The organism is Mesorhizobium sp. B2-1-3, assembly GCF_006442495.1.
In the GTDB taxonomy this organism is placed as follows: domain Bacteria; phylum Pseudomonadota; class Alphaproteobacteria; order Rhizobiales; family Rhizobiaceae; genus Mesorhizobium.
On the sequence record NZ_VFWL01000006.1, the window covers coordinates 216,422 to 239,494 of the forward strand.

The following is a 23,073-nucleotide window of genomic DNA, read 5'->3' on the forward strand; positions in this document are numbered from 1 at the left end:
CGATGGTCGAAACGCGGGACACGATGGCGGTCGCGGCGAAGGCCGCGACCAGGCGCAAGGTCGCAAGGCTTGCCTTCTGGTCGATCGTCGTCGCTTGTGTGGTGCTCGCACTCAAGCTTGCCGCCTGGTACATCACCGGTTCCGTCGCACTCTATTCGGACGCGCTGGAATCGATCGTCAACGTCATCGCCTCGGCCGCCGCGTTCTGGGCGATCCAGGTCAGCTACAAGCCTGCCGACCAGGACCATCCGTTCGGCCACCACAAGGCCGAGTATTTCTCGGCCGTCCTGGAAGGCGTGCTGATCGTGGTCGCGGCACTCCTGATCCTGAACGAGGTCTGGCAATCCTGGCTCAACCCCGTCCCGCTCCAGCAGCCATGGGAAGGCCTTGCCGTCAACGGTGTGGCGACGGTCATCAACGCCTTCTGGGCCTGGGCGCTGATCCGTACAGGGCGCAACGCAAGATCGCCGGCACTGGTCGCCGACGGCCAACACATCATGACCGACGTCGTGACCTCGGTCGGCGTCTTCGCCGGCCTTGTCGGCGCGGTGCTGACCGGATGGCAGATCCTCGATCCGGCGCTGGCCGTGATCGTCGCGCTCAACATTCTTTGGCAGGGCTGGCATGTTATCGGCTCGTCGATGAACGGGCTGATGGACCGCGCAGTCGACACCCAGGAGCATATGCGCATCCGCGACATCATTTCGGCCAATTGCAAAGGCGCGCTCGAAGTGCACGACCTCAAGACACGCATCGCCGGCCGCGCCACCTTCATCGAATTCCATCTCGTCGTCGATGCCGACATGTCGGTCGGCGCCAGCCATGTCATCTGCGACCGCATCGAGGATGCGCTGCAGGCGGAAATCCCTTCCGTGCGCGTCACCATCCATGTCGAGCCCGATGATGAGGCCAAGCTGCCGAAGGGCACGACGGCGGTGCCGTTCGCGTGAGGCAGTTCACCACGTCTCGATTGACAGAGCTTTGATCCGCTCGAATTCCCGGACATTGCGGGTCATCAGCGTGAGGTTCCGCGCGCGCGCCTGCCCACCAATCAACGCATCGTAGGGACCAATTGGAGTTCCCAATGTGGCAAGCGTTGCCCGAATCTCTCCGGCATGTCTCGCGTCTTCCCGATCGAATTCGAGCACAGGAAACAGCAGAGCTTCGATACGCGCCATATTTTCGACCCGACGCTGGCTCTTTTCGGCGCCATAGCACAGTTCGTGCACGACGATCGCTGAAACGGCAAAGTCCTGCGGCCTATGCCGTTTCAGCAGTGCAAGCAGATCCTCATCGCCCTTCATGACCGCGATGACGGCATTGGTGTCAAGCAGGTAGATCACTTGAAGACGTCGTCCAAGGCAGGTCGATCCTGCCCGTCCTGACGTTCCAGTGCTGCCTCGGCGAAATCATTATCAAGCGGTCCAATCACTTGGTCGAGCCACGCCCAGTCCTGCGCAAGCGGTTCCAAGATGACGGTTTGCCCGTGACGGCGTATCGAGACCTCCTCCGTGTCGAAACGGAACTGCTTCGGCAGGCGCACGGCTTGGGATCTGCCTGACCAGAACACTTTTGCTTTGTCCATCGTGCTATCCTCAAATGAGATATAGCAAAGATATATCCCTTCGTGCTGACCTAAACAAGGCTCCGCTCAAGGCGCGCAAGCCGATTGCGGCATCGGTTCCAGCCGGTAGATCTTATCGTCCGACTTCGTCTTGCCGTCGGCTGCCTGTGAACAGAAATCGACGATTGCCAGGCTGTTGTTGGTATTGGCCAGCATCATCATGCCGTTGGCGCCGCGCTTGAGGAAAATCTCCTTCTGCGTGATATCGCAGGAGAAATCGCTCATCTTCGAACTCGCCGCGCAGCGCCACTGGTCGGCCTCGCCCTGGCAGGAATAGACCTGCGTGACCTTGCCCGACTTTTGCCGCGTCGTGACCGAAACGGCGATGTCGGCGCCGTCAGGCCAATTGGCAAGGTCGCCGCCCGCCGCGAATGAAGCCAGTTCGACCGGCCCACGGAACACGCGGATCGACTGCGTCAGTTGGTCGGGATGCGAACCGAAATGCGCGGCATCGTAGTCGCGTCCGTAGCAGAAGGCCTGGTCGGGCTTCAGCCGGTCGCGCAGCGGCGGACCCATCGCTGGGTCGATCGGGTCGATGCGGGCGAACTCCGCCTTGCAGGTCGCTGCCGGCATCGGGTCGAGGCGGAAATTGTCGTCCCGCGACCCCAGCGCCTGCCTGTTGTATTCAGTCGTGCCGAGTTCCTCCTCGGAACCGGCATCGAGATAGATATCGGGCTGCAGGTCCGAAAGGATCAGCCGGCCCTTGTGGTCGACTTTCAGCGACGCCAGCGTGCGGTCGCATTCCATGCCGCAATGGATCGGGTTTGATGCGCCATCCTCGGATTGGTGACTACACCAGCCGCCGGCCCATTCCGGAGCCTTGGCGCCACGCACCGTGGTTGTGACGAAGCCATTGTAGGACGTGCCGGCATTCGCGGCCGGTTCCTCGTTCGGCCTGCTGACCGGATCATGGCCGTAGTAGAAGAAGATCCGGGCCACCTTCTGGTCCGGATGCGCCTTGAGGTGGTTGGCATCGTAGATGCGGCCGAAACAGGCGTCCTGACCGTTGGGACTGAGTTCGGTGAGCTTGGCCGCCTCGTCGGCGAAAGCCGTCGCGCCCAGCAGGCTCAACAAGGCCGCTCCGGACAGGACGCTTGCCAGTCTCTGTTCGAACGCCATGTGACCCTCCGCATCGGCAGGACGCGACGCCGATTTATGCTACACTCGGCGTCGCGGCCACGCAATTCGCTGCCATCTTTCAACCCGGGGGAACCATCGCCATGCGTCGACGCGACATGTTCCGCGCGATTCTCGTCGGAGCCGGCACGCTGATTGGACTGCGGGTGGCGCAAGCCGCGGCCACCGAGGCCACGAGATTGAAGGTCGCCTATCATCTCAGTGACCTCGACAAGGTCAATTTCGTGCTGGGCAACATCAAGAACCATTACGAAGGCACCGGCGGCAATGTCGATATCGCGCTGGTCGTCCATGGTCCGGCTCTTGCCGGTTTCAAGTCGAAGGGCATATCGGCGGCGATCTCCGGTCGTTTCACCGGTCTCGTCCAGCAAGGGCTCGATCCGCATGCCTGCGCCAACACCATGCACGGCATGGATATTTCGCTCGCCGACCTGCTCGACGGTTTTCATGCGGCCGACAGTGGCGGCGTCGTCAAGCTCGCCGAACTGCAAAGCCAGGGCTATGCCTATCTCAGGCCTTGAAGCTGCATGGACTGAATGCAAGGGTAGCAAGACCAGCTAAGAACCGCGAAATCCCGGAGAAACGGCAGTGCCAGCGACAACCACTCCCCTCGGGCTTGTCATTCCCGATCTCGCCGGCAAGGCGGTGCTGGTCACCGGCGCCTCGACCGGCATCGGCGCGGCACTCGCGTTGGCTTATGCGACGCAGAAATGTCTGGTCGCACTGCACTACAATTCCAGCCGTGACGCCGCCGAAAAACTTGGCAAGGCCATTCGCGACAATGGCGGCGAGGTGCTTCTCGTCCAGGGCGATTTTTCCCTGGCCGCCGACGTCGAACGCGTCGTCGAGGACAGCGCGCAGCATTTCGGCCGCCTCGACGGGCTGGTCAACAATGCCGGCGGGATGCTCGGCCGCGTGCCCTACGCCGAGCAGACAGAGGCGCATTACGACGCGGTGATGGATCTCAACGCGCGTTCGGTGTTGGCCGCCTCGCGCAAGGCGATGCCGTGGTTGAAGAGACAAGGCGGCTTCATCGTCAACACCTCCTCGATCGCCGCCCGCAACGGCGCCGGCGGTGGCGCCGGGCTTTACGGCTCGGCCAAGGCTTTCGTCTCCAACGTCACGCGCGGCATGGCCAAGGAACTGATCGGCTTCGGCATTCGCGTCAACGCGGTGGCACCCGGCACCATTCTCACGCCGTTCCACGAACGCTACTCGACCGAAGAGCAGATCAGGGGCATGGTTGCCACCATTCCGCAGGGGCGCGCCGGCACGGCTGAAGATTGCGTCGGTGCTTATCTGTTCCTCTCCTCCGATCTGTTGAGCGGCTACATCACCGGCCAGGTGATCGAGGTGAATGGTGGCCAGTTGATGCCTTGAGCCGCGACCTGCATACTGACGAACGGTATACTCTTGTCGAAAACGCTGAAGGGAGACGAAGGGATGTACGGTCTGATCGGCAAGATGCGGGCGGCCCGCGGCCAGCGCGACGCTGTCATGGACGTCCTGCGCGCCAGCACCGGCGCCCTGCCCGGCTGCCTGAGCTATATCGTTGCCACCGACCCGGCCGATGCCGATGCCATCTGGGTCACAGAAGTGTGGACTGACCAGGCAAGCCACAAAGCCTCGCTGCAGCTTCCCGAAGTCCAGGCGGCCATCGCCAAAGCGAGGCCCTTCATCGCCGGCTTCGAGTTCCAGGTGGAAACCAACCCCGTCGGCGGCTTTGGATTGGCTGACGACAAGACGGGCTGATCCGGGTGGACGACTCGACGCAGATCGTAAACATTAGCGATGCGAAGGCCAATCTTTCACGTCTCGTTCAGCGAGCCACCAACGGCGAACCTTTCATGATCGCCAAGGCTGGCAAGTCATTGGTCAAGGTCATTCCTATGGATCAATCGGAGCCGGTATAATCGCGACGGGTTGGCTTTATGGCTGGTCAGTTTTCGGTGTCCGACCGTTTCGATCGCATGAGCGGTGGAGAAATCGAGCAACTGTTCGGCACAGACATCTGAGGCGACCGCTTTTCGATGCAGCGGGGGTTCGCATCCCTTACCGCTCAGTCTAAGACCAGAACATGGATTCCACGCCCAAGCAGCCGTCTCCTGGCCAGCCGGCCGTCGAGCGCATGGCGCGCATGCGCAAGCCTTGGCAGTGGCTGGCCCTCCTCGTCATTTCCGTGCTGTTTGCCGGTGCGCTCGAACTGGCCGCGCTGCCGGCGGCGCTGCTCATCGGGCCGATGCTGGCGGCCATCGTCGCCGGCACCAACGGCGCCACCGTGCGCGTGCCGCGGCTTCTGTTCGGCTCCGCCCAGGCGATCGTCGGCTGCCTCATCGCCGCTTCGATCTCGGCCGACATTTTTCGCGTCTTCTACGCCGAATGGCCGCTGTTCCTCGGCGCAGTGACAGCCACCGTCGCGGCGTCCAGCCTGCTCGGCTGGCTGATCAGCCGGTGGCGCATCTTGCCCGGCACGACCGCCGTCTGGGGATCCTCCCCAGGCGCGGCCACCGCAATGGTGCTGATGGCCGGCGCCTTTGGCGCCGACCAGCGCCTCGTCGCCTTCATGCAGTATCTGCGTGTCATCTTCGTCTCGATGACGGCGGCCATTGTCGCCAAGATGTGGGTCGAAACGTCAGGCGTCGAAATCCCGCCGATTATCTGGTTTCCGCCGATCGATGCTCAAGCCTTAGCAGCAACCATTGGCATCGCGCTGGTCGGCGGGCTGGCGGGAAAGCTTTGCCGGCTGCCTTCGCCCTCCTTTCTGGGCACCTTCATCTTCGGCGCGTTGATCCACCTTGGCCTCGGCGTGCCGATGCAATTGCCGCCCTGGCTGCTGGCTGTCAGTTACGCCATGGTCGGATGGTCGATCGGGCTGAACTTCACCAGGCCGATCCTGCGCCATGCGACACGGGCCCTGCCGCAGATCGTCGCTTCGATCGTGGCTCTGATCGCCTTTTGCGGCGGCCTCGCCTTCATGATCAGCCATCTGCTCGGCATCGATCCGCTGACCGCCTATCTCGCGACCAGCCCCGGCGGCATGGACAGCGTCGCCATCATCGCCGCCGCCGCCCAGAACGTCGACATCTCCTTCATCATGGCGCTCCAGTCGGCGCGTTTCCTGATCGTGCTGCTTGTCGGCCCGAGCATCGCGCGGCTGGTAGCGCGCGCGGTGAAGGAATAGGCTGCTCCGCCCCGGCTGCCGGCATACTTATGGATCGATCCTAACCCTCGTCGTCGCCCTCGGCCTGCGCGTCGCGACGCCAATAGGCCGTTACTAGGTGCCGGTCGCGGCCCAGGCCCCACTCCTTGCGCACGATCTTGCGGATCTCGCGGAAGTCCGTGAACTCGCATCCGGCCCAGACGTAGAGGTTATCGGCAAGCGCCATGTGGCTGCGCTCGCGCAGGGCGGCCGCCAGCAGGCCGGCGGTGCCGGCCGCGCGGTCGTGCCGGTAAAGCCAGGTGATTTCGATGTTGTCGCCTTGCGCCAGCGCGATGCGGTCGTCCGGGCCATCGACCTCGATGAGCGCCTCGACGCGGGTTGACGGCCGCAGTTCCCCCAGAATCCGGCCAATTGCCGGCAGCGCTGTGTCGTCGCCGACCAGCAGCAGGGTCGGCGCCGTCGGCGTCTCGCCGCCGCTTGGCCCGATCATGCCGATCACGTCTCCCGCCACCGCGTTCTGCGCGAATGTGGCAGCGGGCGTGTCATGGTCGGGGTGCAGCACGAAATCGACATCGAGCCAACCGCTTATCGGATCCACCGCCCGGATCGTGTAGATGCGGACGGTGAGCGCATCCTCACCGGCAGGCCACACAAGCAGGCCGTCGGCGCCCATCGAGGGCCAAACGGGCGGCCTGCCCCGCGGCGGCAGCAGCAGCCGGATGTGCAGGCCGCCATGAGTAAACCGGCCAAGATCATCGCCTGCAAAGCGCAGGCGCTGCATATGCGGAGAAATCCGCGTTGACGACACAACCGTGATTTCGCGGAAGAAGATTGGGGTGCCGGTGTCGCTGCCGTCGCCTTGCCAGCGCAGTCCGCTCGTCGTTCCAAGGTGCTGCGCGACGTGGCCGGCGACCGTCATCTTCATGTAGGACAGGCAGGTTTCGTCTACGGCCGAGACGCGGATCAGCATGGAGTCGCCCTCGAGTGCCGCGCTCAGCGAACCGTAGTACAGGCGAAGTTCCCATCGATCGGCAACACCGGTCTCGACCTCGAATTCGCTGTGCTCGGTGCGCAGCCGGTCCATCACCGACCTGATCGCCGCATCGCTGATCCGGGTTTGCGCTCGCAGTTGGTCCATCGTTCGCGTCTTTCGAAACGGTTTGAAGCAATCGGCCGCAGGAGGGCCGCGCCGGCAGCGGCATGCCATAGACGTTCCGAAGTTTCCACAGAAACTTGAATACATAAGTCATCTTATATATTGAACCGCTACGTCCCGTTGGCGGCCAGGTCCGGCCTCGGCCTGTTGGAAGGGCACGCACGTCGGCGACGTCAGACGGAACGTGGCCCGGCACGCGCCCGGCTGTCGGCATGGCTTTCGGTACGGCTTGCCTCCGGCTGGCCGCTCCTGTATGAAAACCGCCATGAACACGCGCGCCACCACCGCTTCCCGTCAGACCGGCTTTGCCGGCGAGACCGTGCGCGCGCTTGCCTCGACGCTGCTTCTTCTCGGCCTTATCGGCGATCGCCGGGTTCGCTGAAGGAGCGCCCGGCGGTCGAGCCGCCGCGCAAGCGCATGCTCCTTGGCAGTCACATCAAGCGAATGAAAAACTGGTAAAGGCGCCACTCGCCACCCATCCGCCTGAAGGCGGATTCGAGGGTCGCCGGGAGAAACGACGATGAACGCACGAGAAGAAATCCGCGTAAGCGAGGCCCCGGCGGGCCAGCAGAACGGCGGCATGCCGGACGCCGCCCGCAAGTACCAACCCTACCCAATCGTGGGCCTCACCGACCGGACCTGGCCCTCGAAAGTGATAGACAAGGCGCCAATCTGGTGCTCGGTCGACCTGCGCGACGGCAACCAGGCGCTGATCGACCCGATGGGCCACGAACGCAAGGCGCGCATGTTCGCGCTGCTGCTCGACATGGGTTTCAAGGAGATCGAGATCGGTTTCCCTTCGGCCTCGCAGACCGATTTCGACTTCGCCCGCTGGTGCATCGAAGAGGGCGTACCGGCCGACGTTTCGCTGCAGGTGCTGGTGCAGTGCCGGCCCGAACTGATCACCCGCACCTTCGAAGCGCTCAGAGGCGCCACCAACCCGATCGTGCATTTCTACAATTCGACCAGCGAGTTGCAGCGCCGCGTCGTCTTCGAGAAGGACGTTGCCGGCATCAAGCGCATCGCCACCGATGCCGCCAAGATGATCACCGACATGGCAGCGGGTGCCGGCGGCGGCTACCGTTTCGAATACTCGCCCGAAAGCTTCACCGGCACCGAGCTCGAGGTGGCGCTGGAGATCTGCAACGCGGTCACCGAGATCGTGAAGCCGACGCCTGACAACAAACTCATCATCAACCTGCCGTCGACCGTCGAGATGTCGACGCCCAATATCTATGCCGACCGCATCGAGTGGATGTGCCGCAATCTCGACAGGCGCGAGAACCTGATCATTTCGCTGCACCCGCATAATGACCGTGGCACCGGCGTCGCCACCACCGAGCTCGGCCTGATGGCCGGCGCCGATCGCGTCGAAGGCACGCTGTTCGGCAATGGCGAGCGCACCGGCAATGTCGACATCGTCACGTTGGCGCTCAACATGTACACGCAAGGCGTCGATCCGAAGCTGGACTGCTCCGACATCAACCGGATGAAGGATGTCTACGAATATTCGAACCAGCTGAAGATTCCCGAGCGCCATCCCTATGTGGGCGAACTCGTCTACACCGCCTTTTCCGGCTCGCACCAGGATGCCATCAACAAGGGTATGAAGGCGCTGAAGAAGGCCAACACGCCAGTGTGGGAGGTTCCCTATCTGCCGATTGACCCGGCCGACGTCGGCCGCAGCTACGAAGCCATCATCCGCATCAACTCGCAGTCCGGCAAGGGCGGCATCGCCTATGTGCTGCAGGCGGACTACGGGCTCAATCTGCCGCGCAACCTGCAGATCGAGTTTAGCCAGGCAATCCAGGCGATCACCGATGCCGAAGGCAAGGAAGTGCCGGCCAGGCGCATCTATGAGCGCTTCCTCGATACCTATGTCGACCAGCCGGGCGCCAGGCTGAAATTCCTCGATCACCACACCTATCCGGACACCGAGGTAAAGGGCCGGCGCGTTGTCGAGGCGGTCATTATCGACGACGGCAAGGAGATGACGATATCAGGCACAGGCACAGGCCCGATCGACGGCTTCGTCGATGCGCTGTCGCGCCATGTCGGCGTCGATATGTCGGTGCTCGACTATTCCGAGCACTCGATGCAGCGCGGTTCGAACGCCTCGGCCATTTCCTATGTCGAGATGGAACATCCTGACGGCAAGCTGTTCGGCGCAGGCATCAACACCAACATCGTCGCTGCCTCGCTGGAGGCCGTGGTGTCCGCCGCCAACCGGATTATCGGCAAAAGAGCCGGTTGATACAGGCCTGGAACGAATTCGGGACCATCGTCGTTTAGCGATTGGTCCCGACTTTTGTGTCATTAACCACCGGGAAATTATCCGGTGTGGTACGCGATCGCATAATACGTGTATGCTTGTACGGTGGTGCGGCAACGATATGATCGCGCCTCAACCTGTGCCGACTTCGAGAGGATCGACACTTGCAGCATGCCACGCCTGCCGCCCCCGCAGTGCGCGAGACACTGGAGCGACTGCTTGCCAGCGAAACGTTCGGGAGATCCGAGCGCGCGCGCAAATTGCTTCGCTATCTCGTCGAGCGCGAGCAGGCCGGGGAAGCCGACAGGCTCAAGGGCTTTTCCATCGCCATGGATGTTTTCGGCAAGGACGGCGATTTCGATCCGTCCACCGATGCCGTCGTGCGGGTGCAGGCGGGCCGCCTGCGCGAACTGCTGCAACATTATTTCGCCAATGAAGGCATTGCCGAGCCGGTCCGCATAGCCATTCCGCGCGGCGGTTACGTCCCGGCCTACGAACTCAATGCCATCCGCCTGCCGCAAGCAGCGGAAGCCGCCAGTCACGCAGAGCCGACAGCCAGCCTGCCCGAACAGTCCGGTGCCGCCGATGATGCCGCACCCATGGCGGCCTTGCTCGGCCAGGTTCCTGCGGCGGGCCTCTCGGTGACGCGCCATCTCAGGTTCTTCTGGATCGCGATCGCCGTGGTTATCGCCATGTTGGGCGTTCTGATCCTGCGCCAGGGCGGCGGTGCCTTGCTGGCGGGAGGCGACATCCCGGCAACGTCCGAGACCGCCGGCGAAACCGGCAGCATCACGCCGTCGCCCATGGTCGAAGCGCTGCCGCTCGTCTACATCGCCCTCAGGGCCAACACTCCCAATGCCAGTCGCGTCGCCGCATCGCTGCGTGCCGGCCTGAGCGGCTTTGATACGATCGACTTCATCGGTCGCAACACCGACAAAGCCGATCCGGTCGCCGATGCGACGAGTTTCATTTTCGATATCCTGCCTGGACCAGACGCGGGCGACGTTACCATCGAACTGCAAAGCTTGGCGTCCGGACGGGTGCTGTTGTCGCGCAACCTGACCGCCGCCGACAGCGCACCAACCGTAGTCGAGGATCGCATATCCGGCATTCTCAGTGCGGCACTTCCCGCTTCTGGCACCATCTACAATTACATCGAGCAGTCCGGCGCGGAGACCGGCCTGACGCAGTGCCTGCTGCTCAACGACAAATACTATCTCGACCAGAACGCCAGGACTCACGAGACCGCCTATCGTTGCCTCGAAGCCCTTGCCAACAGTGGCGCGAAATCGTCACTGGTTTATTCGGAACTCGCCTCATTGCATTTGGAGGCTGTGACCGACCACTACGCCTATCCGCCGGACGCAACGATCGAGAAGGCGATGACGTTTGCCCATCGCGCCGTGCAGATGGGGCCGACCAGCCCGTACGCACATCGCTCCTACGGCTACATCAATTCGCGCCTCGGCAATGCCGACGAGGCCCTGCGATGGATGCGGAAGGCCCATGATCTTAACCCCTACGATCTCGCCATGGCCGCCGCCTATGGCTACGGGCTGGTTTTCGCCGGCCGGTACGCCGAAGGAACACCTCTTCTGGCGCATGCCGTGGATGCCTCGAGCGGCCACCCGACCTGGTGGGACTTTGGGCTTTTCGCCGGAGAATTAATGCTGGGCGATACCAGCAAGGCAGCGATAGCCAGCAGCGCTCTGAGAACCACTGCGGCGAAATCGCACTATCTCGCCGCCCGTCTGATCGGCGCCAAGATCGCCGGTCGGGACAACCAGGCACGCAGGCTGCTTGATGAGCTGATAACCGAATTTCCGAAATTCGCCGCCAATCCGCGCGCAACCTTCATCGACAGAAAATATCCCGCCGATCTGACCGAGCGGCTGGTCGACGCCTTGCGTGCCGCCGGGCTCTTCAACGCGAGCTAGATGTGAGCCATTCCAGGGCAGCTAGTGCCGGGTTCCCTTCCGGAGTTGCGTGAAAATGAGGACTTCAAGCGGACAGCGAGTCCATCGAATAATGAAAGGCCCAAAAGCGTTTCGCGTCGAAACGGATTCATGCGACACGCCTTAGGTCTTTTTGCTCGTGCGTGTCGTTCGCCCAAATCGAGGTCGCTTTTGGGAGCGGCATCCACCAGCAGCCGGCTCGCTGTTCGGCCAATCGCCTAATCGCGAAAATTTTACTGGCGAATGCTCTGGACTAGGAGCAATTCAGCCACATTTCCATCGCGCCTTCTCGAATAAAGCCTCAATCTTTCATGACTTCATCACTTTATGCCGACGAACGGGGTGTGGGTTCGAAGACCATCGTCCTGCTGCATGGTTTTGGCGGCAGCCACGATGTCTGGCGCGAGGTGATCTCCTTGCTGCCGCCTTCCGTACGCACATTGGCCTATGATCTGCCGGGACACGGCCTGTCGCTCGACTTTCCGTCGGCCGGACCGGCCAAGGTCGCGGCAAACGCCATCCTTGCCGACCTCTCCGCACGCGCGATCAAGCGCGTCCACCTCGTCGGCCATTCGATGGGCGGCGCGGTTGCCGCGCTGATGGCGTTGGCGGAGCCGGCAAAAGTCGCCTCGCTGACGCTCCTGGCGCCGGGCGGTTTTGGCCCCGAAATCAATGGACCGTTGTTGCGCCGCTTTGCCCGCGCGCAGGACCTGGCCGAAGTCCAGGCCTGCCTCGCCGAAATGTCCGGCCCTCGAGCCGCGCCCTCGCGTCGCATGGCCGAATTGCTTTGCGAAATGCGCGGCCGCCCCGGACAAACCGAAAAGCTCGTCGAGATCGCGGCCGCCATGACCAGGAGCGATCGACAGGGCGTCATCCCGCGCGAGCGGCTCGATGCGCTGAACATGCCGGTGATGGTGGCGTGGGGATCGGATGACGCCGTTCTACCCTTTACCCAAGTGGATAACCCGCCGGAGCGCTTCCATGTGCACCATGTGCTGGAGGCCGGCCATATGCTGGCCGAGGAAGCGCCCGACCTGATCGCCGAGATCATTCGCCGCAACAGCAATCGCCGCGTCGGACCGCAACGGGTGAAACTGTCCGCCGCGGCCAGCTGACTTCTTCCGTCTGCGCCGCCAACGGCGACCCTTGATGCATTGATCTCGCCGGTGCATTTTGCCGGCGGCTGTGTTAACTCCATGTTAACCAAACCCGCGAGGCCACGCCCATGAAGGATGCAGGCGAAAAGATCATCGACCCGTCGAGAAAATTGTCCGATGCCATTCGCGATGTAAAGAATGCCTTTGCCGATCGCGACGACGTCGTCGTCGACATGCGCGAGGCGCATCGCATGCGGCTCGACCTTCTTGCCACCGAACTCGCGCCCGTTTTTGCCGACGTTCCCGCCGACATGGACAGTTTCGACTTCGTCGTCTCGTCCGGTCTGCAGCCGCGCCTGTGGATCGACGCCGTCAGCCATGTCGCCATGGGGCGCGACCGCCGCACCTACCGTTTCCTGAAGGACACCCGCATCGGCCGTGTGGTGCTGGCCGAATCGAGCGAGATGAAGCCGGTTGCCGATTCCGTGACGCGCTATGTCGCCGAGCGGATCGTCGAACGTCAGAGAATGATGGAGGGTGGCGTCGAGGCTGCTGTTCCCGGGATGAAGCGGCACGTGGTGCCGGAAGCCGAGCCGCCTTTGCGATCGCCGCCGCGCAGCAAGGGCTGGTCGGCCGTCCTGTCCGGCCTTGGCCTGATCGCCGCAGGCGCGCTGGTGGGACTGGCGGTTTCGATCGTGCTGTTCTGGGACCGTATCGTGGCGCTGGGGCTCAGCTTGCGGCCATAGCCGGTTGCGCCCCGAGCTCCAGCGTCTGCAGATCCGAAGGTGGTATCGCCGACCCCGTCAAGCCGCGCCGCGTCAGGCGGATGCGCCAATCGCCTTTTTCACCGTCTATGTCGAACAGATTGTACTGCGCCGCCGGAGGCTTGCCGCCGGGAGCCTGGCCGGCCGCGGCGACGCCAACCACCGGGACCTTGGCGTCGCGCGGGCCGATCTGAAACAGCGACGGCAGATGTGAATGGCCATGCAGGACGAGCTCGGCACCGTGCCGGCGAATGATTTTGTGGAAGCGGGCGATGCCGAACAGCCGCTTGTGCTGCGGGACGGCGCCCCGCACCGGCGGATGATGGATCATGATCGCACGGAACAATCCTTGCTTCGCCGTCGCATCGAGTATTTTGCGCAGCCGCTCGGCCTGGCCTTCCATGAAGAAGCCGTTGGCCATGAAGGGTGCCGTCGCACGCGCCGTGGTGATGCCGATCAACGCGACATTGCCGCGCACGCGCAGATAGGGAAACGAATTGCGATCGACCGGACTGTTGACGCCGTCGCCCGTCATCCATGCCGCCCAGGACCGGCACACCTTGTCGAAGGCGCCAGGCACATAGGCGTCATGATTTCCCGGCACCACCGACACGTCATGCGGCGAGCCGAGCGTCTCCAGCCAGTGCTTGGCCATCTCGATCTCGCCATCGAGCGCCAGGTTGACGAGATCCCCGGTAACCGCGAGGTGATCGGGCGCGCTGGCCTTGATATCGGCCACGATGGTGTCGATCACCGCATCGTGCATGTGCCGGCGGCGGTTGCGCTGCCAGTTGACGTAGCCCAGCACCCGCTTGGAGGCGAGATCGCGATAGGTTACTTCAGGGAGTGGCCCCAAATGGATATCGGAAATATGTGCGAGCCTGAACATTTCTCTTTCATAGGCGACGCGCACGCGGCTTTCCACCCACGGTTTCGCGACTGATGACGACCGATCCCGAGAGCACTTTGCGCCAGACCGGCTGGCCGGGGCTGCGAGCCAGGCTGTTCCATCTCTACTTTGTGCTGCGGCGGCCAATGACGCTTGGCGTGCGCGGGCTCATCCACGAAACGGCATCCAACTCCCTCTTCCTCATCCGCCACACCTATGTGCCGGGCTGGCAGCTTCCCGGTGGCGGGGTCGAGATCGGCGAGACGATGGCCGAAGCGCTGGCGCGCGAACTGGCGGAAGAGGGCAATATCACGCTGACCGCTCCGCCGGTGCTGCGCTCGATGCATTTCAACCGCCGCGCCAGCCGCCGCGACCATGTCGGCCTGTACCTGATCGAAAAATTCAGCCAGGCGGCCCCGAAACTGCCGGACCGCGAGATCGCCGAGGCCGGTTTCTTTCCGCTCGACCGTTTGCCCCAGGGTACGACCCCGGCAACGCTGCGGCGCATCGCCGAGGTTTTTGGCGGGAAGCCGCCGTCACCCTATTGGTAGTTCAGGCAGCCGCCTTGGCGAACCGTGCCCTGTCATGCCCCGCGCCGTAGTCAATTTCCGGCCCCACAGGCACTATACGCGTCGGGTTGATCGTTTCGTGGCTGCCGTAATAGTGCGACTTGATATGATTGAGGTTCACCGTGCCGGCTACGCCAGGCACCTGGTAAAGATCGCGCAGATAGTTCGACAGGTTGGGATAGTCGGCGATGCGGCGCCGATTGCATTTGAAATGGCCGACATAGACCGGGTCGAAGCGCACCAGCGTGGTGAACAGCCGCCAGTCGGCTTCGGTGATCCGCTCGCCGACGAGATAGCGCTGATTCGACAGCCGATGCTCCAGCGTGTCGAGCGCGGCGAACAACTCCCCGAACGCTTGCTCGTAGGCGGCCTGCGTGGTGGCGAAGCCAGCGCGATAGACGCCGTTGTTGATGGCAGGATAGACCAGTGCATTGACCGCGTCGATCTCGCCGCGTAGCGCCTGCGGATAGAAGTCGAGGTCGGTGTCACCCCAAGCGTCGAAAACTGAATTCAGCATCCGGATGATTTCGGAGGATTCGTTGGAGACGATGGTCTCATCCCTTTTATCCCACAGCACCGGCACCGTGACCCGGCCGGAATAGTTAGGGTCGGCCCTGGTGTAGATCTGGTGCAGGAAGTCCAGGCTATAGAGCGTGTCACCTGTGGCTCCGTCCTGCGCCAGGAACGTCCAGCCATCGGCGCCCATGAAATGATGGACGACCGACACGGAGATGATGCCTTCAAGCTTCTTCAGCGCCCGGAAGATCAGCGTTCGGTGCGCCCAGGGACAGGCAAGCGAGACATAGAGGTGATAGCGACCGGGCTCCGCCTTGAAGCCGCGGCCGCGGCCTTCGGCAGGCGCCCCGTCACGAGTGATCCAGTCGCGCCATTGCGACTGCGCCCGCACGAATTTGCCGCCGCTGCCTTTGGTGTCGTACCAGCGGTCCTGCCATTTGCCTTCGACCAGCAATCCCATCGCTTGTCCTTTCCTGTCTAGGACATCATGTAGGGCTCCAAGTCGTTGCATGGAATCGCCGGGCGCTGAACAGATCGTCAAGCACGTCGCGGCGCCCGTTGCTCTCTATCTGCAAAACCGCCGATTGCAGCGGCGGGAAATTGATGCTAGCGGACACTCCGCATGTTCGATTTTGCTTTGATCCGGTTCGACCGACGACGAAAGGGCGCCCACGCTTGATAAAGCGCTGATTGGCGAATGCTGCCGTTTGCAGCAAACCTTTCCTCCTGTACCGGAACGCAAAGACCATGAGCCTTGCCGACGTAGAATACCTGCCGGAAACTCCGGCGCATGACCCTCAGATCGAAGCCATCAATGACGAAGCCTTCGGGCCCGGCCGTTTTGTGCTGGCCGCCTACAAGATCCGCGAGGCCGGCGGGCATGAACGCGCGCTGTCCTTCGTCGCCATGGACGGCGATCTCGTGGTCGCATCAGTTCGCATGACCCGCATCGCAGCAGGCGCCGGACGCGCGCTGATGCTCGGGCCGCTCGCGGTACGGCCGGCCTTCAAGAATCTCGGCATCGGCCGCCGGCTGGTGGCGATCGCGCTGGAAGCGGCCGCCAAGGCCCGAGCGCCCGCCGTCATGCTGGTCGGCGACGAGCCCTATTATGGACCGCTCGGCTTCAAGCGTATCCCGCGCGGCCAGATATCGATGCCACGCCCCGTCGATCTCGACAGGCTGCTGTCGCACGAGATCATGCCGGGCGCGGTTGCAAGGCTCACGGGCGAGGTCTGCCATGCCGACCAGGCCAGGGTCGCCGAGCACTTTGCCGCGATGGCTTGACCATTCGCGCCGATTGCGCGCCTGATCCACGCCTGACTCTCATGTGAAAGGATGACGCCATGAATCCAAACGGCGAGGTCGCGGTTGTTACCGGCGGCGGCTCCGGCCTTGGCGAGGCGACGGCGCGCGCGCTGGCCGCCAGGGGCGCCCGCGTCGCCATCTTGGATGTCGGCGTCGATCGGGCGGCCAAGGTGGCGGCCGAGATCGGCGGCATCGCCGTCCAATGCGATGTCGGCAGCGCCGACAGCGGTGTTGCCGCGCTTGCCGAGGTCGCGGCCAAGCTGGGCGAACCGCGCATCCTGGTCAATTGCGCCGGCATTGCCATCGGCGTGAAGACGATCGGCAAGGATGGTCCCCATCCGCTCGATCAGTACCGCAAGGTGATCGAAGTCAATCTGATCGGCACTTTCAACATGATCCGCCTCGTCGCCGACGGCGCCGCAAAGCTCGACCCGCTGCAGGGCGGCGAGCGCGGCGTCGTCGTCAACACCGCATCCGTCGCCGCCTATGACGGCCAGATCGGCCAGGCCGCGTATTCGGCATCAAAGGGCGGGGTCGTCGGCATGACGCTGCCGGTGGCGCGCGATCTTGCCCGTTCCGGCATCCGGGTCTGCACCATCGCACCCGGCATATTCAGGACGCCGATGATGGCCGGCATGCCGCAGGAGGTGCAGGATTCGCTGGGCGCCGCGGTGCCCTTCCCCTCGCGCCTCGGCGAGCCGTCGGAATATGCGGCCCTTGCCTTGCACATCATCGAGAACCAGATGCTCAACGGCGAGACCATTCGTCTCGATGGCGCCATTCGCATGGCTCCGAAGTAGCACTTGCCAGCCTGGCGCCATCGTCTGATAAGTGGAATAGCCAAATCAACTTAGCAGGGCGAGCATTTTGGCCGATCGAACGAAGGACGTGATCCGCGAGACCGACGCCGAGGCGATCCGGCAGGCCAAGACACTCATGCGCCGCGCCCGCTTCGGCGCCTTGGCGGTGTTGGAGCCGCAAACGGGTTCGCCGCTGGCGAGTCGGGTCGGCGTCGCCACCGACATCGACGGCACGCCGCTGATCCTGGTGTCGCAGCTTTCGGCCCATACGCCCGCCATACTTGCGGACCCGCGCTGTTCGCTGCTGCTCGGCGAGCCGGGCAAGGGCGACCCGCTCGCGCATCCCCGGTTGACGCTGATCTGCCGGGCAGCGCGGATCGAGCGCGGATCGGACGCGCATGCACGCGCCGAACGCCGCTATCTCAACCACAATCCGAAGGCCAGCCTCTATGCCGGCCTCGGCGACTTTTCGATCTTTCGTCTCGAACCGCAGCGCGCCAGCCTGAACGGCGGCTTCGGCAAGGCCTACCTGCTTGATCGCACCGATCTCATCGCCGACGGGCCGATCGTCGAGGAACTGGCAGCCAGCGAGCAATCCGCGATCGACCACATGAATGCGGACCATCTCGACGCCGTCGCCCTCTACGCGCATCATTTTGCCCGGGCATCCGGCGACGGCTGGGTCATCGCCGGATTCGATGCCGACGGCATGGATCTGGCCTCTGGCGACGATGCCGGCAGGGTCTTCTTTCCGCAGCCCTTGGCCACAGCGCATGAGTTGAGGCACGTCTTGGTCGACATGGCCAAGAGCGGCCGGGCGGCAACGTCGCCAAATAACCGCACTTAAATTACGTTTGATCAAAAGCAACGCTTGAGATTTGAATGAAATGTTCTACCCTTTGGCTGTGGCGCTGACTCGTTGGCGACCATTCACAACTGAGTTTATGGATTCAGGCACCATTGCCCCCATGGTGCCTCGATGAGCAAAGAGCATGGGGGATCGATGATCTCGACAAAGCTAATCGCCAACGCTGGATCGGCGGCCGAATTTCTGATGCTGATGGGCAATGAAAAACGGCTTTTGATCATGAGTTATCTGATCGACGGTGAAATGTCGGTCGGAGCCATCGCCGAGAAGGTGATGCTCAGCCAGTCCGCCCTGTCGCAGCATTTGGCAAAGTTGCGGGCGCTGGACCTTGTGGACACCCGCCGCGACCGCCAGATGATCTACTATTCCTGCAAATCCGACGCCGTGCGCGAACTGCTTGCCACGCTCGACGGCATTTTCGGCAGCGGCAAGGATGATCTGTCCCAGATGGCACAAAGGCTGCGCCGCGCCGGAACTTGAACGGCTGGTCGCGTAAACGTTTACGCCACCAGCGGCCTTCGGCAATGTGCGTCCATCCTGGGCGCGCAAATACACTTTGACACTGCATCCGCGCATCATGTTCTTGGCAACCGATTCCGATTGTCAGCCGAGGCTCAGATGACCCTTGTCCACATCGACGATCCGCGGGATCCGCGCGTCGCCGCCTATCTCGACATCCGCGAGCGTGACCTCGCCGGTCGACAGGGCCGCTTCATTGCCGAGGGCAAGGTCGTGCTCGACATCCTACTGTCGGCCGCGCGCTTCCGCGCCGAATCGGTGCTGGTTCTGGAGAACCGCTTGGCCGGCCTCGAAGAAATCCTGCACAAGGCGTCTCCTGACCTGCCGGTCTATGTCGCCGCCGGAGCTGTGATGGATGCCATTGCCGGGTTTCACATGCATCGCGGCATCCTTGCCATTGGTCGCAAGGAGACGCCCCAGCTGGCCGAGGCCCTGCTGGACGGCTTGCCTGCCCGAGCATTGATCGTGGTGCTCGTCGGCATCGCCAACCATGACAACATGGGCTCGATTTTCCGCAACGCCGCCGCGTTCGGCGCCAACGCGATCCTTTTGGATGCGACCTGCTGCGATCCGCTCTATCGCAAGGCGATCCGCGTTTCGGTCGGCGCGGCCTTGAAGGTCCCGTTCGCCTCGTTCAGCGACACCGCGCGGTTCGCCGCGACGCTCGACCGGCGTGGCTTTACCCAATTTGCGCTGTCGCCACGCGGGACATCAGACATACGCGATGCAAAGCCGGCCGAACGCCTGGCACTCTACCTCGGGACCGAGGGCCAAGGCCTGCCCGAAAGCTTGCTCACCCGTCTCAATACTGTTCGGATCAACATGTCGGAAGGCTTCGACAGCCTGAACGTCGCGGCCGCATCCGCCATCGCCCTGCATCATTTCTGCGCCGGTGGTGCCTGACTTCAATCTGCCGCAGCCGCCTTCTGCAACGCCCGCACGCGATCGGCAAGGCTGCGGCCGCCGCTGTTCGGCCGCGCATCCTGCTGCGCCTCCAGCGCCTTGGCGATCGGCGACCCCGGCCCTTCGAGCTTGGCTGTCAAGTTGACGACTTCCGCCGCCAGGTCATTCATCTGTTCGCGCAGCATGGAACTTGCGTGGCGTGTATCGCCCTGCGGGCCGGCGGCCTCGGCGGCGGACAGATCCGCCTTCAGCCGCTTGTTCTCGCGTGCCAGTGCCGTCAGTCTGGCCTCCAGCCGCTCACGGTCGGCGTCGAGCGTGGCGATCGCCGTTTCGACGTCGTCGCGCCTGTCCGCCTGTACCTGCCCGCCGATAAACCGCAAGGCCGAGGCGCCGTCCCCGGCCTTCGCTTTTTCGCGCTGCCGCGCCAGATCTTTCTCGCGGCGTTCGAGCTTCTCCTCTCGGTCGGCAAGCGCGGCGAGCAACCGTTCGACTTTCTTGTCCAGTTCGGCGGTTTTTTTCCTCTCGGCCTTCAGCGCCTCACGCGCGGCCTTGCTTTCGGCCGCGATCTCCTGGTTGCGCCTGTCCGCCTCCTTGCGCTGGCCGCGCAGCAGCGCGATATCGCTGGCGAGCTTCTGCAACTCGGATTCGCGCGCCACAAGTTCGATCTGGCGGCTGCTGGAGGAGAAGCTGGCGTCGTCATACATGCGTTCCAGCTTCTCAAGCTCAAGCGCGCGTTTCTCCAGTTTGCGTTCGGTCTCCTTGAGCCGCTCGGACAACCGGTGCAGTTCATCCTCGCGCTGGTGCAGCGCCGCGTTCTTGGCAGCCAGTTCATCGAGCACCTGGTTCTTGTCCATGCGCTCCATCGCCAGCCCCTTCAGGGCCTCGCGGCCGCGATTGATCTCGATGAGCTGCTCGGTCGACTTCTCGCGCAGCGCCTTGACGTTCATCTCGAGGCGGCGCGTCGCCATGGCGAACTCCGCCCGGATCCGGTCCTTGTCGGCCCCAATTTCGGCTTGCGTCAGCGGGATCGAGGCTTCGATGCGTTTGCGCGTCAGAGCGACCGCCCGCCGCCAGATGGCCGGAGCCACCATCAGCGCCAGAAAGCCGGCGCAGAGAAAGCCGAGAGCAAAGAACAGGACCGACTGAACCAAGTGACTATCCGTTATCGCGCGCCGACATGCAACAATACGAGGATCAAAAGCCGTCGCGACTTTTGACCGTTACTCTGTTGGCATGACGGAAATCAGGCGCTGCGGCAAGGGCTCGCCGCGGCGCATATGGCTCATCGGATCTGGATTCTTATCGAAGCGTATACACATTCCGGTCGTGACCTCGGGTCAGAACGGATTCCACGTCGCCCGTTCGGTAAGCTTCAGGTAGCCGAGATTGACGCCGAGCCGGGCGCCGACGCCGGTGCGGATCGGCACCAGCAGCACATTGTTGTTCTTCAGCACATTGAATCCGACGCCCGCCACCACATAAGCCGAGCCGGCGACGCCGCCATAACGGTTGTAGAGATTGCCGACGTCATCGAGATTATAGACGAGCATCATCACCCGCGATCCCTCGCCGCCGAAATCCCAGCCGAGCGACGGGCCTTGCCAGAACACTTTATGGTCGCCGGCATTCTTGGTGTAGAGTGTGCCTTCGCCATAGGTCAGGCCGCCGATCAGCGCGCCGGATCCCTCCTCGCCAAGCAGATAGCCATTGGGCAAGCCATAGGAAGCAAAAATCTTCTCCACGACTGTGGCAAGGCCGCCCGATGTCGCGCCGAAGAACTTGTGACCGGAATCGACAATCTCCTGAGCGGTGTACTCCTGGGCCCGCAGGGCCGATGTCGAGAAGACGAGAACGCCCATGAGCGTGATCGCCATTGAGAGGACACGGAGAAAACTCCGGCCGTAGAATCGGGAAAACATGCTTCCAATCTCCGTCAGGGAGCACTTTCGCCGACGCCTCGCACCCGTACGGCTCTTTAGGCGGCCGTTAAGGATGGCTGTTAGGGGCAAACTATGCCGTAATCCTTTTTCAACCATTAAACTCGCACATGAAGATGGCGGTTCGAAGGCTGTTGGGGTCGTTCATACAGGCAAGCAGCCTGCGTGAACGCGCCATAGCCCCAACGGCGATTTTGGGTTTGTTGCTGCACGCACGGGCGCTGTGTATTCAGAAAGCTCGGGAAGAGAGCGTGATTCGCGTGGGCAGGCGTCGATCGATCGCGCGGCCATGATTTATGGGATTTTTGCAGGGATTTTCGCCGATGTCCGATCTTTTCACCCTTTCCGCACCCGATCTGGCGGCACTTTTGTGCAGCCGGGTCTGCCACGACATCATCTCGCCTGTTGGCGCGATCAACAACGGGCTTGAACTGCTCGATGAAGGCGGCGCCGACGAGGACGCCATGAAGCTGATCCGCCAGAGCGCCCGCAACGCCTCGGCGCGCCTGCAGTTCGCCCGCATCGCCTTCGGCGCGGCTGGTTCCGCCGGCATGCAGATCGACACCGGCGATGCCGAAGCCGTCGCTATCGCCTTCCTCAAGAATGAGAAGCCGGAACTCATCTGGAATGGAACCCGTGCACTGTTGCCCAAAAACAAGGTCAAGCTGCTGCTCAACCTGATCCTGGTCGCCAACGCCGCCATTCCACGCGGCGGCAAGCTTTCGGTGACGCTGGAGAATCTCGAGACCGAGCCTCGCTTCGCGCTTTCGGCGAGCGGCCCCATGTTGCGGGTGCCGCCGAAATTCCTCGAACTGCATTCCGGCCACAAGCCGGAGGAACCGATCGACGCGCATTCGGTGCAGCCTTACTATACGCTGCTTCTGGCGCGGGAGGCCAGCATGACGATATCGATCCATGCGACCGCGGAAGAGATCGTGCTTTCGGCGGCCTGAGATCCGCACAAACCAGCAGCAAAGTATTTCAGCTCTGTAATATTGGTTGAATGGACCTGCGGACGGAAGATCAACTTCGCCTGACAGCGCGGGCCAAAGCATCTGCAAGGAAAAGCTTGCAAACCGGCATCTTTGCAAAAATTTTACCTAATGGCTTTTCGGCTTCTTTACCAGATCGGCCTATGCTGTGCGGCAGATACCCCGACGCGACCGGATTGCCACAAGGCAAAGAGGACCCGGAAATGAAACGCTGCATGTTCGTCGACGATTCTAGCGTCATCAGGAAAGTTGCGAAGCGCATCCTGGGCGGTTCCGACATGATGGTCATCGAAGCCGCCAGCGGGCTTGATGCGCTGGAGATGTGCGCCGCCGATATGCCTGATATCATCGTCGTCGACGGTGCACTGCCGGATGTACAGGCGGTCGACCTGATCCGGCGCGTGCGCGCCATGGAAAGCCCGACCAAGCCGCAGATCCTGATCTCGCTGGTCGAACTGGACATCGCCTCGATCATGCGAGCCAAACGCGCCGGCGCCCAAGGCTATCTGTTGAAGCCGTTCAACCGCCCGCAGCTACTCGAGCGTTTTCGCACCCTGAAGATCGCTGCCTGATCCATCGGACCGCGGTTACCACCGGTCTATGACGCAAA

26 protein-coding genes are annotated in these 23,073 nt (G+C 62.8%); 18 read left to right on the top strand and 8 right to left on the bottom strand.

Features of this window, described 5'->3' with window-relative positions:
• Positions 1-2 precede the first annotated feature (2 nt).
• Positions 3-950 (top strand): cation diffusion facilitator family transporter, encoded by a 948-nt coding sequence (locus FJ973_RS13205; protein WP_140556132.1) that lies wholly within the window; start codon positions 3-5, stop codon positions 948-950.
• Between the two features lie 6 nt (positions 951-956).
• Here FJ973_RS13205 and FJ973_RS13210 read toward each other — a convergent pair whose 3' ends face one another.
• The 3 genes from FJ973_RS13210 to FJ973_RS13220 all read right to left on the bottom strand — a co-directional run bounded on the left by FJ973_RS13210 (position 957) and on the right by FJ973_RS13220 (position 2,743).
• Positions 957-1,343: a type II toxin-antitoxin system VapC family toxin gene (locus FJ973_RS13210; RefSeq protein ID WP_140496079.1), complete on the bottom strand. Its 387-nt coding sequence runs from the start codon at positions 1,341-1,343 to the stop codon at positions 957-959.
• Positions 1,340-1,585, bottom strand: coding sequence for a type II toxin-antitoxin system VapB family antitoxin (gene vapB, locus FJ973_RS13215; RefSeq protein ID WP_140556134.1), 246 nt, complete (start codon positions 1,583-1,585; stop codon positions 1,340-1,342). Before vapB ends, FJ973_RS13210 begins: the two co-directional genes overlap by 4 nt.
• A gap of 66 nt (positions 1,586-1,651) precedes the next feature.
• Entirely contained in the window at positions 1,652-2,743 is a 1,092-nt protein-coding gene (locus tag FJ973_RS13220; protein WP_140556136.1) for a hypothetical protein, read from the bottom strand.
• A 101-nt stretch (positions 2,744-2,844) separates the two neighbouring features.
• Between FJ973_RS13220 and FJ973_RS13225 the strand changes: the two genes are divergently transcribed.
• The 5 genes from FJ973_RS13225 to FJ973_RS13245 all read left to right on the top strand — a co-directional run bounded on the left by FJ973_RS13225 (position 2,845) and on the right by FJ973_RS13245 (position 5,942).
• A complete protein-coding gene (locus FJ973_RS13225; protein WP_140524937.1) occupies positions 2,845-3,282 on the top strand; it encodes a DsrE family protein in 438 nt (145 codons plus the stop codon).
• A 67-nt stretch (positions 3,283-3,349) separates the two neighbouring features.
• Positions 3,350-4,141 carry an SDR family oxidoreductase gene (locus FJ973_RS13230; protein WP_140556137.1) on the top strand — a complete coding sequence of 264 codons (792 nt, stop codon included), beginning with the start codon at positions 3,350-3,352 and terminating at the stop codon, positions 4,139-4,141.
• A 63-nt stretch (positions 4,142-4,204) separates the two neighbouring features.
• Entirely contained in the window at positions 4,205-4,513 is a 309-nt protein-coding gene (locus FJ973_RS13235; protein WP_140496083.1) for a putative quinol monooxygenase, read from the top strand.
• A 5-nt stretch (positions 4,514-4,518) separates the two neighbouring features.
• The gene (locus FJ973_RS31745; RefSeq protein WP_348642399.1) at positions 4,519-4,674 is read left to right on the top strand and encodes a type II toxin-antitoxin system prevent-host-death family antitoxin; all 156 of its coding nucleotides are present in this window, start codon (positions 4,519-4,521) and stop codon (positions 4,672-4,674) included.
• A gap of 164 nt (positions 4,675-4,838) precedes the next feature.
• On the top strand, positions 4,839-5,942 hold the full coding sequence (locus FJ973_RS13245; RefSeq protein WP_140556139.1) for an AbrB family transcriptional regulator: 1,104 nt from the start codon (positions 4,839-4,841) through the stop codon (positions 5,940-5,942).
• A gap of 40 nt (positions 5,943-5,982) precedes the next feature.
• Here FJ973_RS13245 and FJ973_RS13250 read toward each other — a convergent pair whose 3' ends face one another.
• On the bottom strand, positions 5,983-7,059 hold the full coding sequence (locus FJ973_RS13250; RefSeq protein ID WP_140556140.1) for a siderophore-interacting protein: 1,077 nt from the start codon (positions 7,057-7,059) through the stop codon (positions 5,983-5,985).
• Between the two features lie 538 nt (positions 7,060-7,597).
• Here FJ973_RS13250 and leuA point away from each other — a divergent pair.
• The 4 genes from leuA to FJ973_RS13275 all read left to right on the top strand — a co-directional run bounded on the left by leuA (position 7,598) and on the right by FJ973_RS13275 (position 13,147).
• A complete protein-coding gene (gene leuA, locus FJ973_RS13260; protein WP_140556142.1) occupies positions 7,598-9,331 on the top strand; it encodes a 2-isopropylmalate synthase in 1,734 nt (577 codons plus the stop codon).
• Positions 9,332-9,513: 182 nt separating this feature from the next.
• Positions 9,514-11,286: a hypothetical protein gene (locus FJ973_RS13265; RefSeq protein WP_140496088.1), complete on the top strand. Its 1,773-nt coding sequence runs from the start codon at positions 9,514-9,516 to the stop codon at positions 11,284-11,286.
• Positions 11,287-11,615: 329 nt separating this feature from the next.
• Positions 11,616-12,419: an alpha/beta fold hydrolase gene (locus FJ973_RS13270; RefSeq protein ID WP_140556143.1), complete on the top strand. Its 804-nt coding sequence runs from the start codon at positions 11,616-11,618 to the stop codon at positions 12,417-12,419.
• Positions 12,420-12,529: 110 nt separating this feature from the next.
• Complete coding sequence (locus FJ973_RS13275) at positions 12,530-13,147, top strand: hypothetical protein (RefSeq protein WP_140496090.1); 618 nt, start codon at positions 12,530-12,532, stop codon at positions 13,145-13,147.
• On the opposite strand, the gene FJ973_RS13280 is transcribed toward FJ973_RS13275, so the two are convergent.
• On the bottom strand, positions 13,131-14,054 hold the full coding sequence (locus FJ973_RS13280) for a metallophosphoesterase (RefSeq protein WP_140556145.1): 924 nt from the start codon (positions 14,052-14,054) through the stop codon (positions 13,131-13,133). The genes FJ973_RS13275 and FJ973_RS13280 overlap by 17 nt on opposite strands.
• Before the next feature lie 53 nt (positions 14,055-14,107).
• Here FJ973_RS13280 and FJ973_RS13285 point away from each other — a divergent pair, with 53 nt between their 5' ends.
• Positions 14,108-14,605 carry an NUDIX domain-containing protein gene (locus tag FJ973_RS13285; protein WP_140556147.1) on the top strand — a complete coding sequence of 166 codons (498 nt, stop codon included), beginning with the start codon at positions 14,108-14,110 and terminating at the stop codon, positions 14,603-14,605.
• A gap of 1 nt (position 14,606) precedes the next feature.
• Here the strand turns inward: FJ973_RS13285 and FJ973_RS13290 are convergent, their stop codons facing one another.
• On the bottom strand, positions 14,607-15,599 hold the full coding sequence (locus tag FJ973_RS13290) for a glutathione S-transferase family protein (protein ID WP_140556148.1): 993 nt from the start codon (positions 15,597-15,599) through the stop codon (positions 14,607-14,609).
• A 287-nt stretch (positions 15,600-15,886) separates the two neighbouring features.
• Here FJ973_RS13290 and FJ973_RS13295 point away from each other — a divergent pair, with 287 nt between their 5' ends.
• From FJ973_RS13295 to FJ973_RS13315, 5 genes are all read left to right on the top strand, one after another.
• Positions 15,887-16,423 (top strand): N-acetyltransferase, encoded by a 537-nt coding sequence (locus FJ973_RS13295; protein WP_140496094.1) that lies wholly within the window; start codon positions 15,887-15,889, stop codon positions 16,421-16,423.
• Between the two features lie 59 nt (positions 16,424-16,482).
• Positions 16,483-17,244, top strand: coding sequence for a 3-hydroxyacyl-CoA dehydrogenase (locus FJ973_RS13300; RefSeq protein WP_140556150.1), 762 nt, complete (start codon positions 16,483-16,485; stop codon positions 17,242-17,244).
• A gap of 67 nt (positions 17,245-17,311) precedes the next feature.
• Positions 17,312-18,091 (top strand): HugZ family protein, encoded by a 780-nt coding sequence (locus FJ973_RS13305; RefSeq protein ID WP_140556152.1) that lies wholly within the window; start codon positions 17,312-17,314, stop codon positions 18,089-18,091.
• Positions 18,092-18,247: 156 nt separating this feature from the next.
• Complete coding sequence (locus tag FJ973_RS13310; protein ID WP_140496438.1) at positions 18,248-18,592, top strand: metalloregulator ArsR/SmtB family transcription factor; 345 nt, start codon at positions 18,248-18,250, stop codon at positions 18,590-18,592.
• A gap of 138 nt (positions 18,593-18,730) precedes the next feature.
• Entirely contained in the window at positions 18,731-19,534 is an 804-nt protein-coding gene (locus tag FJ973_RS13315; protein ID WP_140556153.1) for an RNA methyltransferase, read from the top strand.
• Positions 19,535-19,536: 2 nt separating this feature from the next.
• Here FJ973_RS13315 and FJ973_RS13320 read toward each other — a convergent pair whose 3' ends face one another.
• Both FJ973_RS13320 and FJ973_RS13325 read right to left on the bottom strand, forming a co-directional pair.
• The gene (locus FJ973_RS13320; RefSeq protein ID WP_140556155.1) at positions 19,537-20,685 is read right to left on the bottom strand and encodes a hypothetical protein; all 1,149 of its coding nucleotides are present in this window, start codon (positions 20,683-20,685) and stop codon (positions 19,537-19,539) included.
• A 186-nt stretch (positions 20,686-20,871) separates the two neighbouring features.
• Positions 20,872-21,408 (bottom strand): EipA family protein, encoded by a 537-nt coding sequence (locus tag FJ973_RS13325; protein ID WP_224518884.1) that lies wholly within the window; start codon positions 21,406-21,408, stop codon positions 20,872-20,874.
• Between the two features lie 386 nt (positions 21,409-21,794).
• Here FJ973_RS13325 and FJ973_RS13330 point away from each other — a divergent pair, with 386 nt between their 5' ends.
• Positions 21,795-22,424, top strand: a complete 630-nt coding sequence (locus FJ973_RS13330) for a histidine phosphotransferase family protein (RefSeq protein ID WP_140556157.1) — start codon at positions 21,795-21,797, stop codon at positions 22,422-22,424.
• A gap of 242 nt (positions 22,425-22,666) precedes the next feature.
• Positions 22,667-23,035: a response regulator gene (locus FJ973_RS13335; protein ID WP_140496100.1), complete on the top strand. Its 369-nt coding sequence runs from the start codon at positions 22,667-22,669 to the stop codon at positions 23,033-23,035.
• Positions 23,036-23,073 lie beyond the last annotated feature (38 nt).